Here is a 24,019-nt window from a genome sequence, read left to right as displayed (position 1 = left end):
GTTTGCTGTGCTTGCTATCTACTCCCTATCCCGTTTCAAAGGTGGCTTTTGTTGTACTGTTTTTTCATTTTTACACAAAAAAAGATTGCAGCCGCCATGCGCTGCAATCCTGCATTTCCCGTATGAAAGAGGTTAGCCCTCTGCCTTTTCAACTTCCGTTATTTCCTTTGCCGTTGCGGTTATAATCCGTAGGCCGTTCTCGCTCATACTGTCCAGCAGCGCGTCAAGCTGTCGCCGCCCGGTGGATTTCTCCGCGTCGCTGTTTGGAAAGAAAAATTGATCTACCGAAATATGATACCGGGTTACAAGGTCATAGAATACCTGTAAACTCGGCTGTTGCCCCTTGTTCTCGATATTCGCAAGGTAACGCGGGGAAATATATAACTCGTCGCTTACCTTTTTCCGGCTCTCTCCATATTCTTTTCTCGCGGCTTTTATGGCTGCCCCGAAAGCCTTAAAATCGTACAACGGTACAGGTCGTTTTGCCATTTTTAATTCACCCTATTACATTCTACTGTTCACCTTTCTTTTTGGATATGTCTATACATTTCATAGCATTAGCTTAAATAATTCCTATTATTCTTGCAGATTTCTTTCCAACAAATTATGTGAATGTCGATTGTAAACTTTTGCAAAGCCGATTGTGAATTTTTTTGAAAAGTATTGCTATCTCCCAAATCATGTGTTATACTGTTATGCAGAACAATATAACAGTAAGAACAGAGAGAGGGTGATGACAATTAAACTAATAATATCTAATATGTCAGGTGTACCCATCTATGAACAAATTAAACAACAAGTGAAAGCTGCAATTTTGTCGGGAGAACTTCAAGCAGAGGAAACGCTACCTTCCCTAAGAACATTGGCAAAGGATTTGAAAATCAGCGTATTAACGGTTACAAAGGCATATACCGAACTGGAACAAGAGGGATTTGTCAAGAATGTTCAAGGTAAGGGCTGCTTTGTGCTGGGAAGTGGTTCCGAACTAATGAAAGAGCAACTAATTTGTAAAGTAGAAAATAGTTTGACAGAAGCTATAAAAGCAGCGAAAATTGCTAACCTATCTAACAAAGAACTACATCATCTTTTAGATGTTTTATTGGAGGCGAATGCAGATGACTAATTATTTAGAGGTAAAAAACTTATCGAAATCCTTTGACAGCTTTCAGCTTCACAACATTACTTTTACTCTACCAAAAGGCTACATTATGGGATTGATCGGACCGAACGGCTCCGGTAAAACAACCACTATCAAACTCATTTTGAATATGCTCAAACGCAATAGCGGCGAAATTAAAATCCTGGGTCTTGACAATATCATTGACGAGCAAAAAGCAAAGGCAGAACTTGGCGTTGTGTTTGATACCAACTATTTCAGCGACGATTGGAAAATAACGCAGGTCGAAAAGTCTATTTCTGTTTTCTACCCGAACTGGAATACGGAGCGATTTGCTGAAATGCTACGGAAGTTCCATATCGCTACAAATAAGAAAGTCAAAGAACTTTCAAAAGGTATGCAGATGAAGTTAATGCTTGCTTGTGCATTCTCTTACGACGCAAAGCTATTGATTTTAGATGAACCTACCAGCGGCCTTGACCCTGTTTCCAGAGATGAACTGCTGCAAATCCTTTCGGAATATATCGAGGACGGAGAACACAGTGTTTTATTCTCTACGCATATAACAGGAGATTTGGAACGTGCTGCCGACTATATAACTTATATCAGTTATGGCGAACTGTTCTTTAGCGGGAGCAAAGATGACTTTGTAGATATGTTCCGCATTGTCAAGGGGGGAACGAATGAACTATCTGCCGATCTTAAAGGAAAGGCGATTGGTGTCCGCACATTTCCAACAGGTTTTGAGGCTCTGGTTAAAACTGAAGATGTTGCAGCATTTTCGACTTTGGATATAGAGCCAGCAACCATTGACGAAATTGTTGTATTTACAAGCAAGAGAGGTGAAGATTATGAGTAATATGTTGAAAGCCACAAAACTGGATTTTTCCCTTGTAAGGCCGTATTTCAAAGTGCTTGGTTTTACTATGCTTCTTCCTATCGCTTTTGCGGCAATCAATCGCTCTATATTGACGGGTGTTTCTTTCGCCATGTGTTTTATTGCCATGACAACGGGCTACACATTTTCTATCACAGAAAAGAATAGCATGGAGCGTCTATATGGTATTTTACCCGTTAAAAAAAGTGAAATGGTGATTGGTCGTTATCTTTTTGTTCTTGCGCTGGGGGCGCTTGCTCTTGTTGTTTCACTTATTACTCAACCTATTGTATTACGTGTAATAGGTGAAACCGTTGAAAAGACCGATATTATCAGCGCAGCTATTGGCGGTTTATTCCTATTTGCACTTTATACAGTGTTTCAAATCCCCGGATATTATAAGTTCGGCTCTATCAAAGGCCGCGTGTTTATGTATATCCCGGTGGCGGGGTTTTTAGCGACGTTGTTTCTGCTCCCTAAAATACCTATGGAAAACTCAATTATCACTACGATTAGTAACTCTCCTGTGCTGCTTATTGTACTCGTGATTGTGCTTGTCGTCGTTATGTATGCGGTATCAATCTTGTTTTCTATTCGGATTATGAAGAACAAAGAAATGTGAGGTGAACGGTATGGATTTTACAATTTTAGCCGTTGTTTTGCTTATTGGTGTTGGTATTCCCGTTAGAAATAAAATCATTCGGAAATATCGAGAGGAAAAAAAGAAAAAAGATAATGACCGGAATGTGAAGTGATAGGCATGGAAAAAACAGATTTTATCCGTTGCCCTATTTGTGGTAATAAAACACGCGACAAAATCCGAGAAGATACCATTCTCAAAAACTTTCCTCTTTTTTGTCCAAAATGTAAGAGCGAATGTTTGATTGATGTTGAACAGTTCCATATAACCGTTATCAAAGCGCCAGACGCACAGCCGCAGAGCCGATAACACACAAGGTGGATTTCCTTGTTGGTTATCGGCTTTATTATAGAGTTGTTGTAAAGGGGCGATTAAAGGAGGTCAATTATTCATTGAAAGAGATTTTGAAGTTAGAGCGTATTCAAAAGTTCTATGGTAATGGCAACAACATTACAAAGGCAATCCGAGATATTAGTTTTACCGTCAATGAAAGTGAATTTGTCGGGATTATGGGGCCTTCCGGCTCCGGCAAGACTACTTTGCTTAATTGCATTTCCACGATAGATACAGTGAGCGCGGGGCATATTTATTTGGGCGGCACAGATGTAACGGAAATCAAGGAAAAAGAAATTGCCCGCTTTCGGCGGGAAAATCTTGGCTTTATTTTTCAAGACTTCAATTTACTCGACACCTTGACTATTTCTGAAAATATTGCCTTGGCATTGACGATCAATCATATTCCAGTCGGACAGGTGGACGGACTTGTGCAGGAAATGGCCGCAAAATTGAATATCACAGATATTTTAGAGAAATATCCTTATCAAGTTTCCGGCGGGCAAAAACAGCGGTGTGCCTGCGCCAGAGCCATTATCAATAAGCCTAAATTGATATTGGCTGATGAACCAACCGGAGCATTGGACAGCCATTCATCTCAAATGCTGCTTTCGACAATCCAAAGCATAAATAAAGAACTGGGCGCGACAATTTTAATGGTTACTCATGACGCATTTTCCGCAAGTTATGCCAGCCGTATTCTTTTTCTAAAAGACGGGGAAATCTTTACCGAAATCTTCTTGGGAAATGATACTCGGCAAGTGTTCTTTGAAAAAATACTGAATGTCCTCACCATGATGGGAGGGGGTGTCAGTGATGTACGCTAAATTGGCCTTTCGGAATATTTGCAGGAGTTTGCGCGATTATATCATTTATTTTATTACGATTACGCTTACGATTGCATTGATGTATTCCTTTTTGGCACTTGGATTTTCCGACGATATTATTGCCATGTCGGAAAATATGTCTATGCTAACTTCCGGCATTCTCATATTATCTTTTTTGATTGCTTTTATGGCTTCATTTGTTGTCAAATATGCTATTCGGTTTATGTTAGGACAACGAAAAAAAGAATTTGCACTCTATGAACTTATGGGAATGGAAGTCAAAACAATAAGCAACCTTTTCTTGATCGAAAATACAATTATCGGGTGTGGCGCGCTTCTGTTTGGCTCTATCGTCGGAACGCTTTTATCCGGCGTATTAAATCAAGTCGTTAAAAATATCTTTGAAACCCCTCATACCTATCATATTTCCTTTTCCTTTCAGGCGTGGGGAATTACGGTGGTACTTTTCATTCTGATGTATGGGTTTGGAATATTTCATGCGGCAAAAGTTATCCGTCGTCGTAAAGTAGTTGAACTACTTTACGATAACAGAAAAAACGAAGAATATCGTTTTAAGACAATTAAAAAGAGTATTCTTGTGGTGCTAATTTCAACCGCTGCTATGATATTAGGCGTTGTGTTACTTGCACAAGGACTTCAAATTCAGACAAATGCGGCTATACTTTATATAGGTGGAAGCTGCCTATTTCTACTTATTGGGGTTTATGAACTTCATCGGCAACTACCAGCTTTACTATATCAATTTGCAAAGCGTGCCCCTCATAAAAAGTATAAGGCAGAGAACTTGTTTTTCTTAGGGCAGATTGGACGGCGCATTCAATCTGCTGGCAGAACAATGGCAATAGTAGCAATCCTTTTGACAATATCACTTGTGACTATGTTCATAGGGCTTTCAATGGGTGCCAGCTATAAGGCTAACATGGAAGTTTATTATCCTTACGATGTCGGCGTAGCCATTGACGCGCCATTAACCAAGTCCAGCATGGACGACGTTATTGCTTTTGTAGATCAACGCTGCGAGGTTGAGGACAGTGTAACATATTATCTGTATGATGTTCCAAATGAAGCCATAGAAGCGTTATCCTTGTCTGATTACAACCATTTACGGCAGATGTTGGGATTTTCACCTGTTTCTATGGGCAGCAATCAATACTTAATTCATTGTGATACATGGAATTATCTTGACGATATAGAACAGGCATTAGAACAACAATCGGAAATCATTGTAAATGATCGAACATTGACACCGATTAAAACGCCTATTTTAACGGAACCTATGGAGCAATATCAAATGGCAGGAACAAACGGTTATGTACTTGTCCTGCCAGATGAAACAGCACAACAGTTATCAGGAAATAAAATACGGCTGGCTATGAAATTGAATGGTGAGAGCTATTCTGAATTAAAGGGAGAAATCCAAAGATTTCTCAACAGCGATGATTGGCTTCCGGATATTCAAGCGGGATATGAACCAACAGAACGGATAACACTCGGGGTTACTGTAAAGGCATGGGGTGTTGCAAACTCCCTTACAGGGTTTACTGCTATTTCTTTTTGTGGCCTTTATTTGAGTATTATCTTTATCATTCTTTCTTGTGCGGTGCTGGCCTTTGAACAGCTTTCGGCGATAGATAAAAATCGAAAAAATTATGAGATTATAGGTCTGCTTGGTGTATCAAAAGAAAAACAGGCTTCTTTAATTCGCAAGGAAATATCAACGATGTTCTTTATTCCGCTTTTATTTCCGCTTTTCCTTACGGTTTTATTGATTGCCAGCACACAGGTTTTATTTGGAGAAGTCATTTTGCAGAAAGGATTGATATTATTGTATGGTTTTGTAACAATCCTACTTTTCTGCGCGATTTATCTAACCTACTTTGGTGCTACGATGTTCCTGTTCAAAAAGGTTATTCTACGATCTGATATAAGATAAAAAGGTAGCATATTGAAGTTATCCTGCCCCGCCCGACGGGGAAAGAAAAAAACCGTTGCGGGGCAGGTGCTTTCGTGTGCTTATTTTACATATATTTCTATTGTCTGGCGGCGGTTTTGAGTTTATCAAGCCGCCGTTTCTTTGTTTTCCTTACAAAAGAATGACGACTTATTGAGATTACGGCGGTATCTTGGAGGTATCGTCGTGTTTCTTCTTTTACGACACAAATCGACATATTTTAGCTTATCAAAAAAAGCCCTTGCGCTGCAATGGGATATTCCGGCTATGAATATGAACTGTCAATACATTTAGTTACCGTTTACATTTCCTTTGCGCCCGTCCGCGTCTTGCGGATGGGCGCATTTTATTTTTTCAAAAACTTTTTTGAACAGTCCGACAAAGCACCTGCTTCCCAGCGGATACGGAGTGAAAGGGGGCGAGAGGACAAGCCCATAACTTCTGTCCTCTACTCCACGCGGGAAGGAGGTGATCTCATGGAGCTATCTTCTTCCGAAATGAAAACGATACAACATCAGTATGACGCATTAGCCAAGAAAACCCTAAAAGGGGAAATGAAAAGCTGTTACCGCGATTTTGCCAAACGCGCAGCCCGCGAAATCTTCTTTTCAGAAATGAGCGAAATTGAACTTGCGCAGCTTTTCATATTGGACGAATACGAAAGCGAGTTTTTCCGTTTTCAAGTGTCCGGCTTTGATGTGTTTATCAGAGATGAATTGCTTGCCGCTGCTCTCAACGCTCTTACGGAAAGAAAACGCAGCATTGTTCTTTTATCTTACTTCTTGGATATGAGCGACGCGGAGATAGGCAGACAGCTAAATGTTGTGCGAAGCACGATTTCCAAACAAAGGAAAATCGCGCTTGCAAGGATTAAACAGTACATGGAGGGAAAAGCAGATGAAAAATACCGTTAGAAAAACTGAAAATCTGTTGCCGTTCCCTGTCATTTCCGCAGCAGTCAACGGCGACACCAACGCCATGTGTGCGATCTTGAAGCATTACGAGGGCTACATAGCAAAACTTTGTACCCGCACGCTGAAAGACGACGCGGGCAATACCTATTCCTTTGTTGATGAAGAAATGAGGAACAGGCTGCAAGTGCGTCTTATTACCCGCACACTTGCATTTCGTATCAGATAATTTTTAAGCCCATACGGGAAGTGTGTCCCCCTTTCCACGCTTCCCCCTATGGGCTATTTGTCGTTCCGTAACAGCATATCGGAAACGGTATGCTGTTACAGGCCGACAAAGCCTATTTATTGTACCTTGACAAAGAAAGCCCGCCAGCGGCGCGCAGCATAACAGGCAAACGGGTACATTCCGTCTGTACCGAGCCATACGGCGGGTACGCCATGACGCTTTTCCCCATAGGGGAAAAGCCGAGCGAGAACTACCACGCCGAAAAACAGGTTTAGCAGCTTGTGGGCGACGACGTGCAAGGCGGCACAATGATACTCCCGCGTTGAACGCCCCCAAAGCATTGCGCGGCGCACCCATCAGCATGGGACGGAGTGAAACTCTCGTGAGGTTGCTGCTAACAACCGCCCGTTTCAGCCTTTTCAGTTTATATTCTCTTTCTATCCCACGAAAGGGGGATTTCTCTCTATGGAACAAACAAATAAGCAAGAAGCAAAATCCCCGATTGTACGCGAATACAAGATCGGGGATATAACCTATATCGTCAAAGCCGTTGTAAAAGACGGTGTAAGAGAGGACGCCGCGACAAAGGTACGCCGCTTAATTCACAATGACTTAAAACAGGAAAAAAGCCCGGTATAATGCCGAAAATGTAATCCTATTGCAGACGGGCGGCGGGTTATGTGGTATAATATATATAACCTGTTTGTCCGGCTGTCGGAATAGGAGGTAACATGAAACAGCCGGATAAATTGACCGCATATTATTTTCGTGCGGCACTAAAAACAGATACTTTGTACCTTGACAATCAAATGCAAAAACTTCTTTACCACGCAAGCCAAAACGGAGTTGCCGCCTTTGCGCTGTATGCGGACAACGGTTATAGCGGTTTGAACTTTGACCGCCCCGCTTTTTCCCTCATGCAGCAGGATATGAAAAACGGGCGGCTGGAAAAAATTATTGTGGTGAGCCTTGACCGTATTTCCCGTAATAGTTTAGATGTAATCGCTTTTGCAGATTGCGCCGCTGGTATGGGTGTTTCCCTTGAAGCAATCAACGGCGATCACGCCGCGCTGGATTGGAGCAGACAGTTTTACGCTGCACTTGCCGCGAAAGGCGGTGAGCGCAGATGAAAAATACTATTTCTTTTCAGCAGATTGCAGCCCCCAAAGTGTTAAGCGCGGAAGTCCGCGAAGCCATTTCAAACAATGTCCTGCAATTCTATGTGCGCGATCAGCAGCAGAATACGCAGGACGAGGGCATAACAGCTTTGTATGAAAGACTTTCGCAAGAGGACAAATTAGAGGGCGAGAGCAACAGTATTGCCAACCAAAAGAAGATTTTGGAACGCTATTGCCGGGAGCATGGGATTACTGCCTATCGGCATTATGACGAGGACGACGGATATTCTGGGACGAACTTCAACCGCCCCGGCTTTCAGCGTATGTTAGCCGATATAAAGGCGGGGAAAATCAAGCGCGTTATCGTCAAGGATATGTCCCGTTTTGGGCGAGATTATTTGCAAGTCGGTTTCTATACCGATATGCTATTTCCCGATTTTGGCGTGCATTTTATCGCTGTCAATGACGGGGTGGACAGTACGCGGGGAGAGAACGAGTTTACCGCAATCCGCAACGTGTTCAATGAGATGTACGCCCGCGACACTTCAAAGAAGATACGCGCTACTTGGCAATCAAAGGGAAAATCCGGCGAACATCTTACCACAATCCCGCCTTATGGCTACATGAAAAACCCTGACAACAAAAAGAAATGGATTATCGACGAGGAAGCCGCAGCCGTTGTGCAGCAGATTTTCGCATTGTGTGTTTCCGGCATGGGGCCGACACAAATTGCAAAATGGTTAGAGAAAAGCGAAATCCTCAATCCTACTTTCTATTGGCTGTCAAAGGGTATGAAAGTTGGCAACAAACCGAAGCCGGGGGCAAACCCGTATAAATGGACGAATGAAACGGTTTCCCGTATGCTTGAAAAAATCGAGTATTTAGGGCATACGGTGAACTTCAAGACCCGCAAGCAATCCTATAAGAGCAAAAAGAAGTTGTGGAATGACCCGTCCGAATGGGTGATTTTTGAGAACACACAGCCGCCGATTGTAGAAGAAAGCGTATTTCTCATAGTGCAGAACATACGCAGATCACGCCGCCGCCCTACCAAAATGGGCGATATGGGTATTTTCTCCGGGCTGCTCTATTGTGCAGAGTGTGGCGGCAAGATGTATCAATGCCGCGCAACCAACTTTACCGAGGAACAGAAATATTTTATATGCTCCACCTATCGGAAAGGCAAAGATTTGTGTACGACCCATTCCATTAGAAATGTTGTTCTGCATGAAATTGTTTTGCGGAACTTGCGGGAAGCAATCGAGTATGTAACGCAGTACGAAGCCGAGTTTGTAAAGGAAGCAGCGGACAGCCGTTTACGGGAACGCGACGCGGAGTTTTCCCGCAAGCGCGAAGCACTTTCCAAAGCCGAAAGCCGGATTGCTGAATTGGATAACCTGTTCAAGCATTTATATGAGGACAATGTAACCGGGAAATTATCAGATGAACGGTTTATCAAAATGTCCCGCGATTATGAGTTGGAGCAGGAAAACTTAAAATCAATGGCAGAAGTGTTGCGGGAAGAAATCAAGCAGCAGGAAAAGCAAAAGACCAATGTTAAAGCGTTTATCAGCGTCGTAAAGAAGTACACCGATATGCAGGAACTTGACGCTTCTATTTTGCGGGAGTTTATAGACCGTATAGAGGTTTCCCATATCGACAAGAAATCCAAGACAAGGGAAATCACGATTGTTTATAACTTCATCGGTGCATTTGATTTTGACCGGGCGAAAGAAAAAGCCCAAAATACAACTCAAAAACAGCAAAGAACGGCATAGCCGCTTGGCTATACCGTCCCTTGCTTCAATGTTTTCTTAATTCACCGCCCTATTACCGCGGTTCTTTTTACCTTCCAGTTTAAAAAATCACTGGCGCAGATGTCGCGGCCTGTGCAAAAAAACAGTGACGGCCTGTAGGCCACGCCCTCTCTTATGAACATAGACCATCCTTGTGATTGCCAGGCCGCCGGGCCCACCGTCCTCCGAATTGCAGGATAGGCTGCATAAATATGGCCCCGCCCCGAGACACTACCCTATAACACAGGCCTTTTCGCCCGGGCGCTCCGAAACAGCTTATAAAGGCCGGAGGTTCCCGCATACGACTATACTATCATTTAAAATGAGGTGCTTTTATGATGCAAGAAAAAACATTCGGCAACCTGGTCAACGGCGAGTGGCGGATTTCCCGTGAGAACCCGCCGCTTGAGGTTTTGTCTCCGGTTGACGGTTCCCTTGTGGGCAGGCTCTCCTCCATGTCCCACACCGAGCTTGACGAGGCCATTTCCGCCGCTAAGGCCGCGCAGAAGGCCTGGGCCGCCTACCCGGTGTACCGCAAGGCGCAGCTGATGTACCGGGCCGCCGACCTGCTGGAACAAATGGCGGAGGAAATCTCCGAATGCCTGGTGATGGAAATCGCCAAGGATAAAAAATCAGCTGTGTCCGAGGTCAAGCGCTCCGCGGATCTGCTGCGCTACACCGCCGACGTCGGCAAAAGCCTGCACGGCGAGGCAATATTTGGCGACAGCTTCCCCGGCGGATCTCGGGACAAAATGTCCTGCGTCACCCGGGTGCCGGTCGGCACAGTGCTGGCCATCTCCCCCTTCAACTACCCGGTCAACCTGGCCATCTCCAAAATCGGCCCGGCGCTGATGGGCGGCAACACCGTACTGCTCAAGCCCGCCACACAGGGAGCCGTCAGCGCGCTGATGATGGTCAAGGCCATGCAGGATGCCGGCCTGCCCGCCGGTGTGCTGAACACCGCGACCGGCCTTGGCAGCGTTATCGGTGATTACATCGTCACACACAAGGATATTCAATTCATCAATTTCACCGGAAGCACGGAGGTTGGGCAGCACATCTCCGCCCTGACCAGCATGACTCCGGTTATCATGGAGCTGGGCGGCAAGGATGCCGCCATCGTCCTAGAGGATGCGGACCTGGACTTCGCCGCGGACAATATTGTCGACGGCGCCTATTCCTATTCCGGCCAGCGCTGCACGGCAGTAAAACGCATTTTAGCGCTTGATACCATCGCGGACGAGCTGGTGGAGAAGCTGAAGGCTCGGGTCGAGCGGCTGAAAACCGGCGACCCGCGGGAACCGGGCGTAACCGTTACCCCGCTGGTTTCAACAAAGTCCGCCGATTTTGTTGAAAGCCTGATGCGCGGCGCCATCCAGCAGGGCGCAAGGCTGGTTACCGGCGGCCAGCGCACGGGCAACCTGATTCAGCCCACGCTTCTCGACCGGGTCACCACGGAAATGGACGTCGCCTGGGTCGAGCCCTTCGGCCCGGTCCTGCCCATCATCCGGGTCGCCTCCGCCGGCGAGGCCGTTGAAATTGCCAACCGCTCCGAGTATGGCCTGCAATCCTCCGTCTTCACCAATAATCTCAACAAGGCTTACTCCATCGCCGCACAGCTGGAGGTCGGCACGGTGCAGATCAACAACAAGCCCGAGCGCGGCCCGGATAATTTCCCCTTCCTCGGCGTCAAGAGCTCCGGCATGGGCACGCAGGGCGTGCGTTATTCCATTGAGTCCATGACCCGCCCCAAGGCGGTCACCATCAACCTTACCGGGGATGAATAAATCGAATAAAAAATGAATGAACATCCGGCGCTTTTTATAATAGCGCCGGATGTTCTTGTTTTTCCCGGCAGCTTTTCGCCGCCGGGGCTCATAGGATTGCGGCGGCGACGATATATATAATAGCAACAGCCGGGAAGCGTTCAGGCAATATGTAGAAAAAGTATTTTATTTTTTTAAAATAAGTATTGAAAAACTAAGAGGCTTGCAATATACTAAGGGCAACTGACAAACACCCCTCAGCGCCGCCCCGGACAGCCGCTCTCCCCGGCGGTAAACCATAACGCCACAGCAACGCGTGCCAATACTCAAACTGTACAGCTGCGGACCACCGGGACAAATAAAAATACTTTCCCGGGAAATTAATTAAAAACAGGCAAGCCGCCTGAACCGGCTCCTATTATTATCGAAGCTGCCCGGCCAGCCGGGTTATTCATAACTGCCAACCAATTTTAGAAAGAGGTGTGATCCATGCCATTTCCTATTACCTTTTGGTGCGGCGTACCATCCGACTTTATGTGCGAGCAGCGCCTCGCCGAGATTCGCGAGTCCGGCTGTAACCTCATCACCGGGGACTACGGCGTCGAGGGCAACCAGCGCGTGCTTAAGCTCTGTGAAAAATACGGCCTACGCATGACCGTAGAGGACCCCCGCCTGGGCGAATGCGTCCGGCAGCCGGAGCTCATTGACACGCTTCTGCCGGCGGTTGCCGCCGACTACCGGGCGTACCCGGCGCTTTTTTCCTACCATATTAAAGATGAGCCCTCCGCCGCTGATTTTCCGGTTTTGAGCCGGATTGTCGCCAGGCTCAAGGAGCTGGACCCGGAGCATGAGGCCTACATCAATCTTTTCCCCAACTATGCGACGCCGGAGATGCTCGGCGCCGCCACCTACCAGGAACATGTAGCGCGCTTTCTGGATGAGGTGAAGCCTGAAATTCTCAGCTATGACCACTATCATTTTCTCAAGGCAGCCCCGGTACAGCAGCGAGATGATTTTGCCGACGACCGGGAGCGGCAGATCTACCTTGCCGCACAGGCCAAAAGCGAACGCGGCGGCTTCTTCGACAACCTGGAGGTCATCCGGGCGCAGGCATTAGCCCACCGGGTGCCGTTTATGCTGATTGTCCTGGTGGCGGAACATGGCCCTTACCGTTACCTGACCGAGGCCGAGATCCGCTACGAGGCCTTCCAGGCGCTCGCCTACGGCGCCGCGCGCATGTCGTATTTCACCTATTGGACGCCGGACTACGAGGAGGTATGGAAATATCAAAATGGCATGATCTCCCAAAACGGCCACCGCACACAGCATTTTTACGATGTTCAGCACGTCAATCTCGATTTAGCCAAAATCGGGCGCAAAACCGCGGCGACCTCTTCGGTAAAGGTCATGCATGCCGGCGCGGAAAGCGAGTCCGTCACCCCATTTTCCGCCTTCGGCGGCATTACGGAGATCACCGGCGGGCGCTGCACGGTCGGTTTCTTTAAAAACGGCCTGATTTTACTCGCGAACAAGGATTGGGAGCAGGCCGCCACCCTTTGCTGCAAGGCAGAAAGCGCCCCACGGTGCTATAACCCCCAGGATGAAGCCTGGAGTGAAATCCCCTTTGATGAGGAGGAACAGGCTTACCTCATCCCTCTTCAGGCAGGCGGCGGGTGCCTGATACGCTTTTAGCCCCACCTGTTTTGACGCCCGCGGTTGGGCCGCCCTTTTCTGGCGGCTTATTTCGCCCGGCGCCTACAGCAGCCAAAACAGCAACCATGAAATAAAGCGGCGGCTCAGGATTGCCCGTGAGCCGCCGCCTTTTATTCCTGTTGCCGCTAAAGGGCAGAAAAATACGCCTCAGGCGGCCGAAAGGTACCGCCCAAAGCGCATTTTTCAAGGAAGGATGTTTTCGTAGCAATGTACAGCTCTATATCAAGAGTCTTGTTAACAATAAAGAAAGGATCGGATTAGGCCGCGATGCCGGGGCTTCAGAGGGCACGCCGGCACCGGCGTTTTCGGCCTTCCTCCAAGAAATACGGAACATCAGAAAGGATCAATCTGCTATTCAAATATGACACGGGCCGGCAGGCCGTATGTCCGGGAAAGCCCGCCCTACCTCCGCACCGGCCCCGGTATAATCAGGCGGACAGCTGCTTGCCAAGCTCCCTGCAATTTTCCAGCGCCCCGGCGTCCGGCTCGTAGTTGGCGATTACGCCCTCACCGCCGGTCAAATAGGCCCCGGCGCTTTCCACACGCTCCTGCCAGTCGCGCATCCACTGCCCATCGCCCCAGCCATAGGAGCCGAACAGCGCCACACGCTTGCCGGAAAGCTTGCCTTCAAGCTCTGTGAAAAAGGGTTCAAATTCAGTTTCTTCCAGCACCTCCGCACCCATTGCCGGGCAGCCGAGCGCCAGACGGTCACAAGATTCCAGCGCGGCAGCGGAGGTCTCGGAAACCTGGAGTAAGTCCACTTCCGCGCCCGCGTCCTTCGCCCCTTGCGCAACCGCTTCGGCCATGGCCTGTGTATTTCCGGTACCGGACCAATAAACAACTGTAACTTTCATATAAGTACCTCCTTTAATTTGCCGTGCATATCCTCATTGGATACCTACGCGGCATAACGGTGCTTTTCAATAAACTGCAGGATGCCTTCTCCTCGGCTCAAGGCGCCGCAAAGCGCCTCACGGCAGCGGTCAAAGCGCATAAAGCAGGCCCTTGCGCTCTGCTCGTCGCCATAAACCTTCCAGTAGCCGCACAGCTTGTAATGCTCGCCTCTGTTGGCCTGAAAGCCGTCCACATCCGCAAGCGGGTACCCCAAAAATAAGCCGATTTCATGCGGAAAGCCCTCCACATTTTGCAGGCGCGTTTTTAGGTACGCCAGCTGACGGCTGAGGCTCTGGCGCACAGGGTAGCCTTCCCGGCAAAGAGCACGCCGCACCTCCGGCTCGGACAAGCTTGCGCGGAGCAACCCGCGCCGGTAAACCAACAGCAGCTCCCGGCGGTTACAGCTGCACAAAACCTCCAGGGATATGCCCAGGCGCTTTAGGTAGGACGCATACCGTCTGAGCAGGCTCGGAAAATCGGGAAACCTCTTCAGGCTTACGGAAACAAGCCCCGCCGGTTTTATGCCCAGCAGCACTGGAGCGCAGTGGTAAGCCAACAGCTGTTCAAAAGCCTGCTCCTGGTCGATATGAATCGCCTCCAATTAGTTTAAACTAACCTAATGCTCCTTTAACCCCACTAGGCAAGAGCAAAACCCTTAATAGTTTGGTTAGCTTTGACTAACCAAACTATACCATACTTTTCGCCCTCTGTCAAGCCTGTAATTTAAAAAAATTTTAATCTTCCTTTTGCAGTGTTTTACTGGTCCCCATCCGCACAAAAATGAGGACCGCCGGGCCCTGTTTTCTGAAAAAGCCCGCGGGCCGTCAGCAGCCGCACGCTCTCCCTCATTTCCATATCCGTTCAATCTCTGAGAAGGAATGGATGCAAATATCTGCAAGCGCTTGAATCTCGCTCCATTTTTTGCGCTCCCAATAATCGTATACGCCCGCTACATAAAACCCGGCCCGCTTCGCTGTCCGTACGGCATAGAGGGCATCCTCAAAAACCACCGTTTCGCTTATAGCGGCGCCCAGGTGCTCCTGCGCACGGCAATAGATGTCGGGCCGGTCTTTTCCTGCCCCCACACCTGTGCAGGTGAAAACAGCCGAAAAATAGGGCAGCAGGCCGGTACGCTTCAGGGCCGCCTCCACCAGCGGCAGATCCGTTGCCGTGGCGACACACATCCTTACGCCTTGCCCTGCCAGGCGTTCCAGCGCCTCGGGGACGCCCTCCTTTGCCAGCACGACATGAAGATATTGGTTTTCCACCATCCGGTTTAAATCGTCAATAATTTGCTGCTCCGAGTCCCGGAGCCCATATTCTGCGCGGAAATAACCTGCCATCTGCGCCATGCTCATATACTGCGTCGCCTCGTTTGCCCCCGCGTGCGGTTCCAGGCCGCGGCTGCGCAGGTAGTCCTCCCCCTTCGTCCGCCAAACATGCATGGAATCCAGCAATGTACCGTCCATGTCAAAAATTGCGCCTTTCATTTTGTTCATGCCGATCTCCGTCCTTTCACCAGTCTATCCGTTTTTTATTTCTGCTCTTACAAGGCGCCCGGTTGCGCACAAACGGCGGCCGTGCCCTGCAAGGCTACCGCATGCACGCGCCAGTCTCTCAGTGCTCCCGCCGCCATGACAACCCCACCGCTGAGGATATGGCGCCCTTTGCCACAGGAACACGGGAAGGTAAAGGGTTTTTGTTGTTATAATCAATGTAAAATCCCGCAATAAAAGCAGGCGAGAGCTATATCATAGCGCCAACCTGCTTTTTGAAAGGCTCCGTCTATTTTTTTTGCCCGTAATAGGCATTGGGGCCATGCTTTCTCAAATAATGCTTATCCAGCAGCTCCTGCTGCATGGCGGGCAGCTCCGGGTTCAGCGCCAGGGCATGCCAGGCCATAAAGGCAACCTCCTCCGTGACAACCGCATTGTGCACGGCGTTCATCGCATCCGTCCCCCAGACAAAGGGGCCATGGCTGTGAACCAGCACCGCCGGAATATCGTCCGCGGACCGCTCCGCAAACGTTTCTACTATTACCTTGCCGGTTTCAAGCTCATATTCTCCTGCAATTTCCGCCGGTGTCATGCGGCGGGTGCAAGGGATCTCACCATAAAAATAATCACCGTGCGTGGTACCCAGGGCAGGAATCCCGCGCCCACACTGGGCAAAGGTGGTAGCCCAGCGGGAATGGGTGTGAACCACGCCGCCGGTATTGGGGAAGCAGCGGTAGAGCTCCAGATGCGTCGGCGTATCGCTGGAGGGGTTCAGCGCCCCCTCCACCCGCGCGCCGCTCTCCAGGTCCACCACCACCATGTCCTCCGGCTTGAGCTGCTCATACTCCACGCCGGAGGGTTTGATGACCATTAGGCCCTTGTTCCGGTCCACGGCGCTGACGTTCCCCCAGGTGAAGGTAACCAGCCCATGCTTTGGCAGCAGCATATTGGCCTTATAGACCTCTTCCTTCAAGTGCTTCAGCATTGATTTTTTCCTCCTTTACCGGCCCTGTCCGCTCTGCCGGAGCTTCAGGGCCTTCAGCCGTTTCATCACATCATTTTCACCGCAGCCGAAATAATCGTGCAGCCGCTTATATTCCTGATAAAGCTGGCCGTATACGGCGGCATTTTCAGCCGAAGGCTGGTAGACCTCATCCTTGACCTTGCCCATGGACCGGGCGGCGTCAAACACACTGTCATAGCCGCCTGCCTTGCCGCCCGCAGCCACCGCGCCGAAAATCGCCGATCCCAGCGCAGGCCCCTGCAGGGTACCGGCAATCTTAATCGGCATATTCAGTACGTCGGCATAAATCTGCATAGCCATCGGGTCCTTAAAGGCAATCCCGCCGGAGGCGTAAAATTCCTCCACCGGCAGGCCGTGGGCCCGGTAATTCTCAACCAGTACGCGGGTGCCGTAAGCGGTGGCCTCAATCAGCGCGCGGTAAATATCCTCCGGTTTGGTTTGCAGGGTCATTCCCAGCAGCATACCCGTGAGGTCCACGTCCACCAGAATCGATCGGTTTCCGTTCCACCAATCCAGCGCCAACAGGCCGTGCTCGCCCGGCTTTTGCTTTTCCGCCTTTGCGCGCAGGTAGGCATGAATATTCATCCCCAAGCTCCGGGCCTCCTCCCAGTAAGAGGCCGGCACACAGGTGTCAATAACCCAAGCAAAATGGTCGCCCACACACGACTGCCCCGCCTCGTAGCCAAAGAAGCCCGGCATAATGCCGTCCTCAACCACGCCGCACATTCCCGGCACCTGCAGCTCCTCGCGGCCCATCATCATGTGGCAGGTCGAAGTGCCGATAATCGCCAGCATCTTTCCGGGCCCGTCGATGCCTACCGCCGGCACACAGACATGCGCGTCCACGTTGCCCACCGCTACCGGCGTCCCCACCGGCAGGCCCAGCTTGGCCGCCATGGCAGGGCAAAGCCCGCCGGCACGGCTGCCGAGCGGCGTAATCACCGTGCCGAGCTTTTCCTCCACCACATGCTCCATGCGAGGGTCCAGCGCCTTAAAAAAGTCCGGCGCGGGATAGCCCGCACGCTTGTTCCAAAGCTCCTTGTAACCGGCAGTGCAGGAATTGCGGCTCTCCTGCCCGGTCAACTGCCACACAATCCAATCCGCCGCCTCAATCCAGCGGTCCATGGCCTGATAAACCTCCGGCGCCTCCTCTAAAACCTGCCACAGCTTCGGGATAGCCCACTCGGAGGAAATTTTGCCGCCGTAGTTGCCAAGCCAGGGCTCCCCGCGCGCGGCGGCAATTTCATTGAGGCGGTTGGCCTGCGGCTGCGCGGCATGGTGCTTCCAGAGCTTAACCCAGGCATGGGGGTTTTCCTCAAACTCCGGCAAAAGGCACAGGGGTGTGCCATCCGCCTTGACAGGCACCATTGTGCAGGCGGTAAAATCCGTGCCGATACCAACCACATCCGCCGGGTCGGCCCCACTCTCACGCAGCACCGCGGGAATGGTATGCTCCAGGACCTCCACATAGTCGCGCGGGTGCTGTAGCGCCCAGTCATGCCCCAGCTTCTTGCCGCAGGGCAGGGCTTCGTCCAGAACCCCGTGCGGATATTCGTAAACGGCAGAGGCCAGCTCTCTGCCTGTCGCCACCTCCACCAGCAGTGCACGCCCGGAAAGGGTGCCGAAATCAACGCCAATCGAATATTTTTTCATTGAACTCCTCCCAATTGCTGTTCTTGCCGTTTTCCCGGCCTCTCTGCCTCATTCGCCAAACCGGAGCGCGCGCCCGGCTGGGATGCTCCCGTATTGCGGGCCTTTTAGCTGTAGCCATTGTACCATATGCGCCGCCGGATTACCAGAAGGCCGGACAAAATTTTCGTGTAACCACAGCGCGCTTCCCGCACGCAGCACGGATGCGGAAAAAGCAGAGCCCTCCACACAAAAAGCCCCGGCTGCCGCGCTTGCGCGCCGCCGGGGCTTCATCAGCTGTTTTCGTCAGCCGCCCAGATACGCCTTGCGCACCTTTTCATCGTTCGCAAGCTCCGCCGCGGCGCCAGACATGGCAATGCTGCCGGTCTCCAGCACATAAGCGCGGTCGGCAATTTCCAGCGCCTTCTTTGCGTTCTGCTCCACCAGCAGCACGGTTACGCCGGAACGGTTGACATCCTCAATAATGCGGAAGATTTCCTCCACTAAAAGCGGAGAAAGGCCCATGGAGGGTTCATCCAGCAGCAGCATTCTCGGGTTGCCCATCAGCGCACGGCCAATGGCAAGCATCTGCTGCTCGCCGCCCGAGAGCGTACCCGCAAGCTGCTTGCGGCGCTCTGCCAGACGCGGCAGGCGCTCAAGCACCCGCTGAAAGTCCTTTTCTACCTGATCCTTGTCTCGGCGGATGTAGGCCCCCATCTCCAGGTTCTCCTGAACGGTCATTTTGGCAAAAACGCGGCGGCCTTCCGGCACCTGCGCCAGGCCAAGCCCCAGGATTTTATACGGCGCAATGGCGCGCAGATCCGTACCGCAAAAATGGATCCCGCCATCCGCCGCCTTCACCAGGCCGCAGACGGCATGCAGCGTAGTCGTTTTCCCGGCGCCGTTTGCGCCGATGAGGGTAACGATCTCACCCTCGTTTACCTCAAAGCTGATATTCTTAATCGCGTGGATGGAGCCGTAATAGACCTCCAGCCCCTCTACTGTAAGCATGGCTGCCAAATCATTCACCTCCCAGGTACGCGGCAATAACCTTGGGATTCCTGCGGATTTCATCCGCCGGCCCCTCCGCGATGATTCTTCCATAATCCAGCACAATAATATGCTCACACAAGCCCATAACAAAACTCATATCGTGTTCAATCAACAAAACAGAGACCTGGAACCGCTCGCGTATCAGGCGCACCGCCTCCAGCAGGCTTTGCGTCTCGGTTGGGTTCATGCCCGCGGCGGGTTCGTCCAGCAGCAGCACCTTAGGGCTTGACGCCAGCGCCCGGGCAATTTCCAGCTCGCGCTGTTTGCCGTAAGGCAGGTTGCGCGCCAGATCCCCGGCCTGGCCCGACAGGCCGAAAACATCGAGCAGCTCCATCGCCCGCGCCGTCACCTGGTCCTCCTCCTTCCGGTAGGAGGGCAAACGGAATATACCGGAAAACGCCGAATATTTCATCTGGCTGTTCATTGCCGTTTTCACATTGTCGATGACCGTCATATCCTTAAACAAGCGGATATTCTGGAAGGTACGGGCAAGGCCGCTGCGGGTAATCTGATAGGTTTTCTTTTTCAGGATGGATTCGCCGTTGAGCCTGATTGTTCCCTCTGTCGGCGTGTACACACCGGTCAACAGGTTGAATACGGTGGTCTTGCCGGCACCGTTCGGGCCAATCAGCCCGACTATGCTGCCCTCTTCCACCTTAAAGTGCACATCCTCCAGCGCCCGCAGGCCGCCGAAGGCAATGCCCAGCTTATCTACTTCAAGTACCGCCATGCGTTACGCCTCCTTTTTGCCTTTGCGGGCCAGTCTGCGGAAGAAGCCCCTCACCCTTTGCGGGAAGTGGGGAACCGCACGAATGAATTTCTTCATGGAAAACTCGCTGCGCCCCAGCAGGCCGGTGGGCCGGAACAGCATGACGCAAATCAGCACCGCTGCATAAACCACCATCCGGTAGGCATCGAAGCCCCGCAGCAGCTCCGGCAAAATCGTCAGCGCCACCGCCGAAATGACGGAGCCCGTAATGGATCCCATGCCGCCCAGCACCACCATGACCAGGATTTCCACCGAGCGGTTAAAATCGAAGCCGGAGGGGTCGATCAGGCTGGTGTGGTGCGCATAAAGGCCGCCGGCAACCCCGGCAAAAAAGGCTGCCAGGATAAAGGCAAACAGCTTGTAGTAGGTGGTGTGAATACCCGAGGCCTCCGCGGCAATTTCATCTTCACGAATGGCGATGACCGCGCGGCCATGGCGGGAGGTGCCGAAGGTATAGCTGACAAAAATCACCAGCACGGCAATAAAGAACGCATAGCCCAGCACCACCATGGGGTTGCTCCGGGTATTGGGGCTGGGGATGCCGCCCAGGCCCTGCGCGCCGTTGGTAAACGGTACGTTATTGGCAATAACGCGGATGATCTCGCCAAAGCCCAGAGTAATGATGGCCAGATAATCCCCCCGCAGGCGCAGCGCCGGCACACCGATGATCACGCCGAAAACCGCAGCGGTGATGCCGCCCAGCAGCAGGCCGAGGGGGAAGCTGACGGCAATGTCCAGCCCGCTGTTAATGGTGAACAGGGCGGCCGCATACGCGCCCACCAGCATAAAGCCCGCGTGGCCCAGAACCAGCTGGCCCAAAAAACCGGTGACAATGTTCAGGCTGACCGCCAGGGCCACATTGATGCAGACATTTGTCAAAATATAGGAATAATAGGCATTTACCACACCGGTGCGCACGAAAATAAACAAAAGCAGGAATAATGCCAGCACCAGGCCGGCGTTCAGCAGACAAAAACCAAGCTTTTTTTCTTTTTTCAGTGGAGTATCCTGCATCGTATCACACCTTCTCCCTTACATTTTTACCCAGCAAGCCGGCGGGCTTGAACAGGAGAACCAAAATCAATATGCCAAACACAACGGCATCCGTGAGGTTGCTGCTGATAAACGAGGTGGTCAGGCCCTCTGCGGCGCCCAGTATGTAACCGCCCAGCATGGCGCCCGGAATGCTGCCGATGCCGCCCAGCACCGCCGCGACAAACGCCTTCAGGCCCAGCATGCTGCCCATAATCGGCTTGATTTGCTGGTAGGTGTTGCAGTAGAGCACCGCGCCTACGCCTGCCAGGGCGGAGCCGATGGCAAAGGTCAAGGCAATGATGTGGTTGGTGTTAATGCCCATCAGCTTTGCCGCGCCCGCATCCTCGGAGGTGGCACGCATGGCCTTGCCCATCCTAGTCCTGCCGACCAGCAGCTGCAGGCAGATCATCATAATAACCGACGTCACGATGTTCAGAATGGTTGTGGAGGTGATGGACACACCGAACACGGAGAGCGCAGGAAGGTCAAAAAACTTCTGCATCGGCTTGGCGTCGGAACCAAAAATCAACTGGAAAAGGTTTTGCAGAAAAATGCTGACGCCAATGGCGGTAATCAGCAGCGATATTCTAGGCACATTTCGCACCAGCAGGCGGCGGTAGGCCACCCGCTCAATCAGCATGCCGACCAGCGCGGACAAAACCACACACAGCAAAATCGCCGCCCACAGCGGCAGGCCCATCATCATCATGGAAATAAAGATGATGTACGCCGCAACCATGATGATGTCGCCGTGCGCAAAGTTGATGAGCTGCACGATGCCGTACACCATGCTGTAGCCCAAGGCCACCAGGGCATAAATGCTGCCCATTCCCAGGCCATTGACGACCTGTACAATAAAATCCATGAACTTGTGCCCTCCCTTTGTGTTGCATATTATTCCCTATAACCGAAAAAGAGGGGATCCTCCTCCCCTCTTCCGGCGCCCGCGGCAGTGCCTTGCGGGGCAGCAGAGCCGTCTCCCGGCCTGCGAAATTTGCGCGGCGTTATAGGCCCTGTGCAAATAAAATTACTTTTTATAGGTTTCAACAACCTTGTACTTGCCGTCTTCCACGGTGGTAATGATCGCCTCGCGCACCGGGTTGTTGCTGCTGTCAAAGGTTGTAGTTCCGGTCAGGCCCTTGTACTCTATGCTCTTGAGCGCTTCGATAATGGCATCCGGGTCTGTGGAGCCGGCCTTGTCAATAGCCGCGGCCATCATGTTCATAGCGTCATAGCCCAAAACGGAGAACATGCTCGGCTCGCTGTCATAGGTCTCCCTATATTCCTCCAGAAAGGCCTGCAGGTCGGGGTCGTCGCTCTCGGCGGAGTACTGGCTGCAGAAATAGCAGCCGGCAACGGCATCGACATTGGAGGCATCCAGCTTATCCAGCACGCCGTCCCAGCCGTCGCCGCCGAGGAGCTTTGCCGTGATGCCGATTTCCTTGGCCTGCGCGGCAATCAGCGCAACATCCTCATAATAGCAGGGAATCAGCAGCACATCCGGGTTTTCACCCTTAATCTGAGTGAGCTGCGCGCGGAAATCCACGCTCTTGGAGGCATAGCCCAGCTTCGTCACCGCCATGCCCTGCTCCTTGGCAACCTTCTCGAAGGCATCCGCGATGCCGGAGGAGTAAGAGTCGCCGTTGTCGTAAAGAATAGCTGCGGACTTAGCGCCCAGCTTATCCGCGGCATAGGAGGCCATCAGCTCCCCCTGGTACGGGTCGATGAAGCAAGCGCGGAACACGTTGGGCTTGCCCTCCGTAATTTCCGCGGTCGTGCCGGTAGCGGTAATCATCGGCAGGTTATATTCCACCGACTTCTGCGCGACAGCCTTGGTCGGGTTGGACGTTACATCGCCGATCAGGGCGACGACCTGGTCGTTCTGAACCAGCTTGTTAAAAGCGGTGAGCGCCTCATTGGGGTCGCCTTTTTCGTCATAATAAATATAGTCGATTTTCTTGCCGCCGAGGATTCCGCCGTTGTCATTGATCTTTTTAACCGCAAGCTGAATCCCGTTGTTGGTGGCAATGCCGTAGTTTGCAACCTTGCCCGTCAGCGGCGCCAGGCCGCCGATTTTAACGGTATCGCCGGAGGCTTCTCCCCCCTGCTGGCAGCCAGCCAAGGAGGTACCCACCAGCAATGCAGCGAGTACTGCCGCGAGAAAACGCTTTTTCATCTCAAATTACCTCCTAAACTCTTGACATTTCATAACAAACTGTTTTGTATTTCCTGGCGCGCTTCCCATGCTTAAGAGCACACAGAGCAGCCATGGTGTCAAGCATTTCATTATTTTTCATAATTATACTACGGGAATGGCTGTTTTGCAATGTTGTTCTTCCAATTTATGCAAAAATAATGCAAGAAAATCACCCCGTATCAGCCCGTTTTTTTGTCAGGGCAGCAGGCCGCTGCACGATGCGCCGTTCCCTGCACACGCTCTGTACGGCGAAAAAGGCCCGCTTTCACCCCCCGGGGCCGTCCGCGCGGCCTGTGCGCCGCATTTTTCCCTGTCCTGCAAGTTTATCTCATGGAATATGCATAAAAAAGGCGCTGCCAGCAGCCCCCAAAGCGCTAAAATGACAATTTTTTATGGCGCATTCCAGCGCTGCGGCGTGAATATATCCATACAGAAAAAATTTTTTTATTCCCGCAACGCCTATCCGGACGCCCGCCGCCGGGTTTTGAACAGCCGCCTCCGCCGCCAAGCATTCAAAATACGGTTTTTTCATAAAGCCCGGCTCAACCGTTGTGTTCCTTTGCCCGCTAAGCCTTTATGAAAATGTAAAGCCCGGGCAGCGCGTTTGATGTGCTGCCCGGGCT

26 protein-coding genes are annotated in these 24,019 nt (G+C 51.2%); 14 read left to right on the top strand and 12 right to left on the bottom strand.

Annotated elements, in window-relative coordinates; all coding sequences use genetic code 11:
• Positions 1-132 precede the first annotated feature (132 nt).
• Complete coding sequence (locus DPQ25_RS04895; RefSeq protein ID WP_112332075.1) at positions 133-489, bottom strand: helix-turn-helix transcriptional regulator; 357 nt, start codon at positions 487-489, stop codon at positions 133-135.
• Between the two features lie 250 nt (positions 490-739).
• Between DPQ25_RS04895 and DPQ25_RS04890 the strand changes: the two genes are divergently transcribed.
• From DPQ25_RS04890 to DPQ25_RS04855, 9 genes are all read left to right on the top strand, one after another.
• Positions 740-1,123: a GntR family transcriptional regulator gene (locus DPQ25_RS04890; protein ID WP_112332335.1), complete on the top strand. Its 384-nt coding sequence runs from the start codon at positions 740-742 to the stop codon at positions 1,121-1,123.
• On the top strand, positions 1,116-1,976 hold the full coding sequence (locus tag DPQ25_RS04885) for an ABC transporter ATP-binding protein (protein ID WP_112332074.1): 861 nt from the start codon (positions 1,116-1,118) through the stop codon (positions 1,974-1,976). Before DPQ25_RS04890 ends, DPQ25_RS04885 begins: the two co-directional genes overlap by 8 nt.
• The gene (locus tag DPQ25_RS04880; protein WP_112332073.1) at positions 1,969-2,616 is read left to right on the top strand and encodes an ABC-2 transporter permease; all 648 of its coding nucleotides are present in this window, start codon (positions 1,969-1,971) and stop codon (positions 2,614-2,616) included. The genes DPQ25_RS04885 and DPQ25_RS04880 overlap by 8 nt, the downstream gene beginning before the upstream one ends.
• A gap of 10 nt (positions 2,617-2,626) precedes the next feature.
• On the top strand, positions 2,627-2,749 hold the full coding sequence (locus tag DPQ25_RS15215) for a hypothetical protein (protein ID WP_262510509.1): 123 nt from the start codon (positions 2,627-2,629) through the stop codon (positions 2,747-2,749).
• Between the two features lie 5 nt (positions 2,750-2,754).
• The gene (locus DPQ25_RS04875) at positions 2,755-2,943 is read left to right on the top strand and encodes a cysteine-rich KTR domain-containing protein (protein WP_112332072.1); all 189 of its coding nucleotides are present in this window, start codon (positions 2,755-2,757) and stop codon (positions 2,941-2,943) included.
• An 83-nt stretch (positions 2,944-3,026) separates the two neighbouring features.
• On the top strand, positions 3,027-3,794 hold the full coding sequence (locus DPQ25_RS04870) for an ABC transporter ATP-binding protein (RefSeq protein ID WP_112332071.1): 768 nt from the start codon (positions 3,027-3,029) through the stop codon (positions 3,792-3,794).
• Positions 3,784-5,748, top strand: a complete 1,965-nt coding sequence (locus tag DPQ25_RS04865) for an ABC transporter permease (RefSeq protein WP_177576880.1) — start codon at positions 3,784-3,786, stop codon at positions 5,746-5,748. The genes DPQ25_RS04870 and DPQ25_RS04865 overlap by 11 nt, the downstream gene beginning before the upstream one ends.
• Positions 5,749-6,242: 494 nt before the next feature.
• Positions 6,243-6,680 (top strand): sigma-70 family RNA polymerase sigma factor, encoded by a 438-nt coding sequence (locus DPQ25_RS04860; RefSeq protein WP_112332069.1) that lies wholly within the window; start codon positions 6,243-6,245, stop codon positions 6,678-6,680.
• Positions 6,664-6,906, top strand: a complete 243-nt coding sequence (locus DPQ25_RS04855; protein ID WP_112332068.1) for a helix-turn-helix domain-containing protein — start codon at positions 6,664-6,666, stop codon at positions 6,904-6,906. The genes DPQ25_RS04860 and DPQ25_RS04855 overlap by 17 nt, the downstream gene beginning before the upstream one ends.
• A gap of 116 nt (positions 6,907-7,022) precedes the next feature.
• Here DPQ25_RS04855 and DPQ25_RS14610 read toward each other — a convergent pair whose 3' ends face one another.
• Entirely contained in the window at positions 7,023-7,247 is a 225-nt protein-coding gene (locus DPQ25_RS14610) for a hypothetical protein (protein ID WP_177576849.1), read from the bottom strand.
• A 124-nt stretch (positions 7,248-7,371) separates the two neighbouring features.
• Here DPQ25_RS14610 and DPQ25_RS04845 point away from each other — a divergent pair, with 124 nt between their 5' ends.
• The 5 genes from DPQ25_RS04845 (at position 7,372) to DPQ25_RS04825 (ending at position 13,278) form a co-directional block, all read left to right on the top strand.
• The gene (locus tag DPQ25_RS04845) at positions 7,372-7,545 is read left to right on the top strand and encodes a transposon-encoded TnpW family protein (RefSeq protein ID WP_021639554.1); all 174 of its coding nucleotides are present in this window, start codon (positions 7,372-7,374) and stop codon (positions 7,543-7,545) included.
• A 92-nt stretch (positions 7,546-7,637) separates the two neighbouring features.
• Entirely contained in the window at positions 7,638-8,036 is a 399-nt protein-coding gene (locus tag DPQ25_RS04840; protein WP_112332067.1) for a recombinase family protein, read from the top strand.
• Positions 8,033-9,802 (top strand): recombinase family protein, encoded by a 1,770-nt coding sequence (locus tag DPQ25_RS04835; RefSeq protein ID WP_112332066.1) that lies wholly within the window; start codon positions 8,033-8,035, stop codon positions 9,800-9,802. The genes DPQ25_RS04840 and DPQ25_RS04835 overlap by 4 nt, the downstream gene beginning before the upstream one ends.
• Positions 9,803-10,155: 353 nt before the next feature.
• Positions 10,156-11,607 (top strand): NADP-dependent glyceraldehyde-3-phosphate dehydrogenase, encoded by a 1,452-nt coding sequence (locus DPQ25_RS04830; protein WP_112332065.1) that lies wholly within the window; start codon positions 10,156-10,158, stop codon positions 11,605-11,607.
• Between the two features lie 468 nt (positions 11,608-12,075).
• Positions 12,076-13,278 (top strand): hypothetical protein, encoded by a 1,203-nt coding sequence (locus DPQ25_RS04825; RefSeq protein WP_112332064.1) that lies wholly within the window; start codon positions 12,076-12,078, stop codon positions 13,276-13,278.
• Positions 13,279-13,727: 449 nt separating this feature from the next.
• On the opposite strand, the gene DPQ25_RS04815 is transcribed toward DPQ25_RS04825, so the two are convergent.
• From DPQ25_RS04815 to DPQ25_RS04765, 10 genes are all read right to left on the bottom strand, one after another.
• Positions 13,728-14,153, bottom strand: a complete 426-nt coding sequence (locus DPQ25_RS04815; RefSeq protein ID WP_112332062.1) for a flavodoxin — start codon at positions 14,151-14,153, stop codon at positions 13,728-13,730.
• 44 nt (positions 14,154-14,197) lie between these two features.
• The gene (locus DPQ25_RS04810) at positions 14,198-14,794 is read right to left on the bottom strand and encodes a DUF3793 family protein (protein WP_112332061.1); all 597 of its coding nucleotides are present in this window, start codon (positions 14,792-14,794) and stop codon (positions 14,198-14,200) included.
• A 244-nt stretch (positions 14,795-15,038) separates the two neighbouring features.
• The gene (locus DPQ25_RS04805) at positions 15,039-15,692 is read right to left on the bottom strand and encodes an HAD family hydrolase (RefSeq protein WP_112332060.1); all 654 of its coding nucleotides are present in this window, start codon (positions 15,690-15,692) and stop codon (positions 15,039-15,041) included.
• A 286-nt stretch (positions 15,693-15,978) separates the two neighbouring features.
• Positions 15,979-16,674, bottom strand: coding sequence for an L-ribulose-5-phosphate 4-epimerase (gene araD / locus DPQ25_RS04800; RefSeq protein ID WP_112332059.1), 696 nt, complete (start codon positions 16,672-16,674; stop codon positions 15,979-15,981).
• Between the two features lie 15 nt (positions 16,675-16,689).
• The gene (gene araB / locus DPQ25_RS04795; protein ID WP_112332058.1) at positions 16,690-18,366 is read right to left on the bottom strand and encodes a ribulokinase; all 1,677 of its coding nucleotides are present in this window, start codon (positions 18,364-18,366) and stop codon (positions 16,690-16,692) included.
• Between the two features lie 282 nt (positions 18,367-18,648).
• Complete coding sequence (locus DPQ25_RS04785) at positions 18,649-19,353, bottom strand: ABC transporter ATP-binding protein (protein WP_112332334.1); 705 nt, start codon at positions 19,351-19,353, stop codon at positions 18,649-18,651.
• Positions 19,354-19,363: 10 nt separating this feature from the next.
• The gene (locus DPQ25_RS04780; protein WP_112332056.1) at positions 19,364-20,125 is read right to left on the bottom strand and encodes an ABC transporter ATP-binding protein; all 762 of its coding nucleotides are present in this window, start codon (positions 20,123-20,125) and stop codon (positions 19,364-19,366) included.
• 3 nt (positions 20,126-20,128) lie between these two features.
• Positions 20,129-21,178, bottom strand: a complete 1,050-nt coding sequence (locus tag DPQ25_RS04775) for a branched-chain amino acid ABC transporter permease (protein ID WP_112332055.1) — start codon at positions 21,176-21,178, stop codon at positions 20,129-20,131.
• A 4-nt stretch (positions 21,179-21,182) separates the two neighbouring features.
• A complete protein-coding gene (locus tag DPQ25_RS04770) occupies positions 21,183-22,064 on the bottom strand; it encodes a branched-chain amino acid ABC transporter permease (protein WP_112332054.1) in 882 nt (293 codons plus the stop codon).
• A 162-nt stretch (positions 22,065-22,226) separates the two neighbouring features.
• On the bottom strand, positions 22,227-23,375 hold the full coding sequence (locus tag DPQ25_RS04765) for an ABC transporter substrate-binding protein (RefSeq protein WP_112332053.1): 1,149 nt from the start codon (positions 23,373-23,375) through the stop codon (positions 22,227-22,229).
• Between the last annotated feature and the right edge of the window lie 644 nt (positions 23,376-24,019).

This window comes from Hydrogeniiclostridium mannosilyticum, assembly GCF_003268275.1.
GTDB lineage: Bacteria > Bacillota > Clostridia > Oscillospirales > Acutalibacteraceae > Hydrogeniiclostridium > Hydrogeniiclostridium mannosilyticum.
This window is presented reverse-complemented; position numbering and strand designations above follow the sequence as displayed.

What these genes read in the sequence shown, in the direction of transcription:
- DPQ25_RS04855 (WP_112332068.1), top strand. Translation starts at nt 6,664, where the DNA reads ATGAAAAATACCGTTAGAAAAACTGAAAATCTGTTGCCGTTCCCTGTC.
- DPQ25_RS04785 (WP_112332334.1), bottom strand. Translation starts at nt 19,353, where the DNA reads ATGCTTACAGTAGAGGGGCTGGAGGTCTATTACGGCTCCATCCACGCG.
- araB (WP_112332058.1), bottom strand. Translation starts at nt 18,366, where the DNA reads ATGAAAAAATATTCGATTGGCGTTGATTTCGGCACCCTTTCCGGGCGT.
- araD (WP_112332059.1), bottom strand. Translation starts at nt 16,674, where the DNA reads ATGCTGAAGCACTTGAAGGAAGAGGTCTATAAGGCCAATATGCTGCTG.
- DPQ25_RS04825 (WP_112332064.1), top strand. Translation starts at nt 12,076, where the DNA reads ATGCCATTTCCTATTACCTTTTGGTGCGGCGTACCATCCGACTTTATG.
- DPQ25_RS04895 (WP_112332075.1), bottom strand. Translation starts at nt 489, where the DNA reads ATGGCAAAACGACCTGTACCGTTGTACGATTTTAAGGCTTTCGGGGCA.
- DPQ25_RS04860 (WP_112332069.1), top strand. Translation starts at nt 6,243, where the DNA reads ATGGAGCTATCTTCTTCCGAAATGAAAACGATACAACATCAGTATGAC.
- DPQ25_RS04775 (WP_112332055.1), bottom strand. Translation starts at nt 21,178, where the DNA reads ATGCAGGATACTCCACTGAAAAAAGAAAAAAAGCTTGGTTTTTGTCTG.
- DPQ25_RS04840 (WP_112332067.1), top strand. Translation starts at nt 7,638, where the DNA reads ATGAAACAGCCGGATAAATTGACCGCATATTATTTTCGTGCGGCACTA.
- DPQ25_RS04765 (WP_112332053.1), bottom strand. Translation starts at nt 23,375, where the DNA reads ATGAAAAAGCGTTTTCTCGCGGCAGTACTCGCTGCATTGCTGGTGGGT.
- DPQ25_RS04770 (WP_112332054.1), bottom strand. Translation starts at nt 22,064, where the DNA reads ATGGATTTTATTGTACAGGTCGTCAATGGCCTGGGAATGGGCAGCATT.
- DPQ25_RS04865 (WP_177576880.1), top strand. Translation starts at nt 3,784, where the DNA reads ATGTACGCTAAATTGGCCTTTCGGAATATTTGCAGGAGTTTGCGCGAT.
- DPQ25_RS04875 (WP_112332072.1), top strand. Translation starts at nt 2,755, where the DNA reads ATGGAAAAAACAGATTTTATCCGTTGCCCTATTTGTGGTAATAAAACA.
- DPQ25_RS04845 (WP_021639554.1), top strand. Translation starts at nt 7,372, where the DNA reads ATGGAACAAACAAATAAGCAAGAAGCAAAATCCCCGATTGTACGCGAA.
- DPQ25_RS14610 (WP_177576849.1), bottom strand. Translation starts at nt 7,247, where the DNA reads ATGCTTTGGGGGCGTTCAACGCGGGAGTATCATTGTGCCGCCTTGCAC.
- DPQ25_RS04780 (WP_112332056.1), bottom strand. Translation starts at nt 20,125, where the DNA reads ATGGCGGTACTTGAAGTAGATAAGCTGGGCATTGCCTTCGGCGGCCTG.
- DPQ25_RS04880 (WP_112332073.1), top strand. Translation starts at nt 1,969, where the DNA reads ATGAGTAATATGTTGAAAGCCACAAAACTGGATTTTTCCCTTGTAAGG.
- DPQ25_RS04830 (WP_112332065.1), top strand. Translation starts at nt 10,156, where the DNA reads ATGATGCAAGAAAAAACATTCGGCAACCTGGTCAACGGCGAGTGGCGG.
- DPQ25_RS04885 (WP_112332074.1), top strand. Translation starts at nt 1,116, where the DNA reads ATGACTAATTATTTAGAGGTAAAAAACTTATCGAAATCCTTTGACAGC.
- DPQ25_RS04815 (WP_112332062.1), bottom strand. Translation starts at nt 14,153, where the DNA reads ATGAAAGTTACAGTTGTTTATTGGTCCGGTACCGGAAATACACAGGCC.
- DPQ25_RS04835 (WP_112332066.1), top strand. Translation starts at nt 8,033, where the DNA reads ATGAAAAATACTATTTCTTTTCAGCAGATTGCAGCCCCCAAAGTGTTA.
- DPQ25_RS15215 (WP_262510509.1), top strand. Translation starts at nt 2,627, where the DNA reads ATGGATTTTACAATTTTAGCCGTTGTTTTGCTTATTGGTGTTGGTATT.
- DPQ25_RS04805 (WP_112332060.1), bottom strand. Translation starts at nt 15,692, where the DNA reads ATGAACAAAATGAAAGGCGCAATTTTTGACATGGACGGTACATTGCTG.